The organism is Mesorhizobium sp., from assembly GCF_041661565.1.
In the GTDB taxonomy this organism is placed as follows: Bacteria; Pseudomonadota; Alphaproteobacteria; order Rhizobiales; family Rhizobiaceae; genus Mesorhizobium.
Genome location: NZ_JBAZUD010000263.1, coordinates 1 through 2,667, shown reverse-complemented (window position 1 = coordinate 2,667; position 2,667 = coordinate 1). Strand labels below are relative to the sequence as shown.

Here is a 2,667-nt window from a genome sequence, read left to right as displayed (position 1 = left end):
ATCGCGCTGTCGATGATCGCGGCGGCCGAGAAGGAGGGCAAGCTCGGGCCCGGCGGCACCATCGTCGAGGCGACTGCCGGCAACACCGGCCTTGGCCTTGCCCAGGTCGGCATTCCCAAGGGCTACCGCATCGTGCTGGTGGTGCCCGACAAGATGTCGCGCGAGAAGATCCAGCACCTGCGCGCGCTGGGCGCCGAAGTGCGCATGACGCGCTCGGATGTCGGCAAGGGCCATGAAGAATACTACCAGGACATGGCCGAAAAGCTCGCCGCCGAACTGCCCGGCGCCTTCTATGCGAACCAGTTCGCCAATCCGGCCAATCCGCTGGCGCATGAAACCACGACCGGACCGGAGATCTTCGCCCAGCTCGATGGCGATGTCGACGCGGTGGTCGTCGGCGTCGGTTCCGGCGGCACGCTGACCGGGCTTGGCCGCTATTTCGCTGGTGTGTCGCCGAAGACCGAGATGGTGCTGGCCGATCCGGTCGGCTCGGTGCTGGCGCCGCTGATCAAGACCGGCAAGATGGAAGAGGCCGGCAGCTGGACCGTGGAAGGCATCGGCGAGGATTTCGTGCCGCCCAACGCCGATCTGTCGCTGGTGAAAAAGGCCTATTCCATTCCCGACAAGCAGAGCATGCTGGCGGTGCGCGACCTGCTGTCGAAGGAGGGCATCCTTGCCGGCTCGTCGTCGGGCACGCTGCTGTCGGCAGCACTTCGCTACTGCCGCGAGCAGACCGTGCCGAAGCGCGTCGTCACCTTCGTCTGCGACAGCGGCAACAAATATCTGTCGAAGGTGTTCGACGATTTCTGGCTGGCCGAGCAGGGCCTGGCCGAGCACGAACAGCATGGCGATTTGCGCGACCTGGTGATGCGCACGCACCGCACCGGCGATACGGTCTATGTCGGCCCGGACGAAAGCCTGCTCAACGCCTATGGCCGCATGCGCCGCTCGGATGTGTCGCAGCTGCCGGTGCTGGAGAACGGCAAGCTCATCGGCATCGTCGACGAGAGCGATATCCTGGCCAAGGTCGACGGCCCCTATGAGGGGCGCTGGGAGCGCTTCAACGGCCCGGTGCGCACGGCGATGACCTCCAGCCTGCACACGCTGCAGGCGAGCCAGACGCTGGACGCGCTGCTGCCGGTGTTCGACCGCAACGAGGTCGCCATCATCTTCGACGGCGACGAGTTCGTCGGCCTGATCACCCGCATCGACCTGATCAACCATCTGAGGCGCGCCCGATGACCACCGACAATCCATCCTCCGGCCCATCTTCATCCGGAAAGAACCGGCTGGCCTTCTCGACGCGGACCATCCATGGCGGCCAGAGCCACGACCCGCTGACAGGTGCTGTGATGGTGCCGATCTACGCCACCTCGACCTTCGCCCAGCAGTCGCCCGGCGTGCACAAGGGCTTCGAATATGCCCGCAGCCAGAATCCGACCCGCTTCGCCTTCGAGCGCGCCGTGGCCGACCTCGAAAGCGGCACCCAGGCGTTTGCCTTTGCCTCCGGCCTGGCGGCGATCGCGACGGTGCTGGAACTGCTCGATTCCGGCGCGCATATCGTCGCCACCGACGACATCTATGGCGGCTCCTTCCGGCTGATGGAGCGGGTACGCAAGCGCTCGGCCAATCTGCAGGTGAGCTTCGTCGACTTCACCGACCTTGCGGCTGTCGAGGCCGCGATCCGCCCGGAGACCAAACTGCTCTGGGTCGAGACGCCGACCAACCCGCTGCTGCGCATCGTCGACCTCGAGGGCGTGGCGGCGCTGGCCGGGCGCAAGGGGCTTCTGTCGGTCGCCGACAACACGTTCTGCAGTCCCTATATCCAGCGGCCGCTGGAGCTCGGCATCGACATAACAGTCCATTCGACGACGAAGTACCTCAACGGCCATTCCGACATGGTCGGCGGCGTGGCCGTCGTCGGCGACAACAAGGATCTCGCCGCCCAGCTGAAATTCCTGCAGAACGCCGTCGGCGCCATATCGGGCCCGTTCGACAGTTTTCTCGCCTTGCGCGGCTTGAAGACGCTGGCGCTCAGGATGGAGCGCCATTCCGAAAACGGGCTGAAGATCGCGCAGTGGCTGGAAGCGCGAAAAGACGTGCGCCGCGTCATCTATCCCGGCCTTGCCAGCCATCCCCAGCACGCCATCGCCGTGCAGCAGATGCACGCCTTCGGCGGCATGATCACCGCCGTGCTGGACCGCGACCTCGCCGGGACAAAACGCTTCCTCGAACGGACGCAGCTGTTCACCCTGGCCGAAAGCCTGGGCGGCGTCGAAAGCCTGATCGAGCACCCGGCGCTGATGACGCATGGCTCGATCCCGGCCGAGAAGCGCGCCGAGATCGGCATCTCGGATTCGCTGGTGCGGCTGTCGGCCGGCATCGAGGATGGCGACGACCTGATCGCCGACCTGGACCAGGCGCTGGCGGGCTGAGCGGGGGCGCCCGGACGGTTGACGTCCGCGCCGCCCCTCATTGTCCTGCCGGACGTTCGTCGTTCGAAAAGCCAAGCAGTTGGCTTTTCGTCCGCTACGCGGACCACTCCTCAACTCCCCGTGAACGGGGCGAAAGAGGCTAACCGCTGCCGCCGGTGATTGGCGAAAGCGGTGATGAAAGCGTCCCTCGCCCCGTTTACGGGGAGAGGATGCCGGCAGGCAGGTGAGGGGC

The 2,667-nt window shown here is 65.9% G+C and carries 2 protein-coding genes; both read left to right on the top strand.

What is annotated here, in order from left to right; translation table 11 throughout:
* Positions 1 to 1,242, top strand: a 1,242-nt coding sequence (locus tag WC739_RS25295; protein ID WP_372955720.1) for a pyridoxal-phosphate dependent enzyme, incomplete at its 5' end; no start/stop codon positions are given.
* On the top strand, positions 1,239 to 2,435 hold the full coding sequence (locus WC739_RS25290; protein WP_372955719.1) for a PLP-dependent aspartate aminotransferase family protein: 1,197 nt from the start codon (positions 1,239 to 1,241) through the stop codon (positions 2,433 to 2,435). The genes WC739_RS25295 and WC739_RS25290, both read left to right, overlap by 4 nt.
* The last annotated feature ends 232 nt before the right edge of the window (positions 2,436 to 2,667 follow it).

Excerpts from the sequence above, each read along its gene's own strand:
- WC739_RS25290 (WP_372955719.1), top strand. The coding sequence starts at position 1,239 with ATGACCACCGACAATCCATCCTCCGGCCCATCTTCATCCGGAAAGAAC.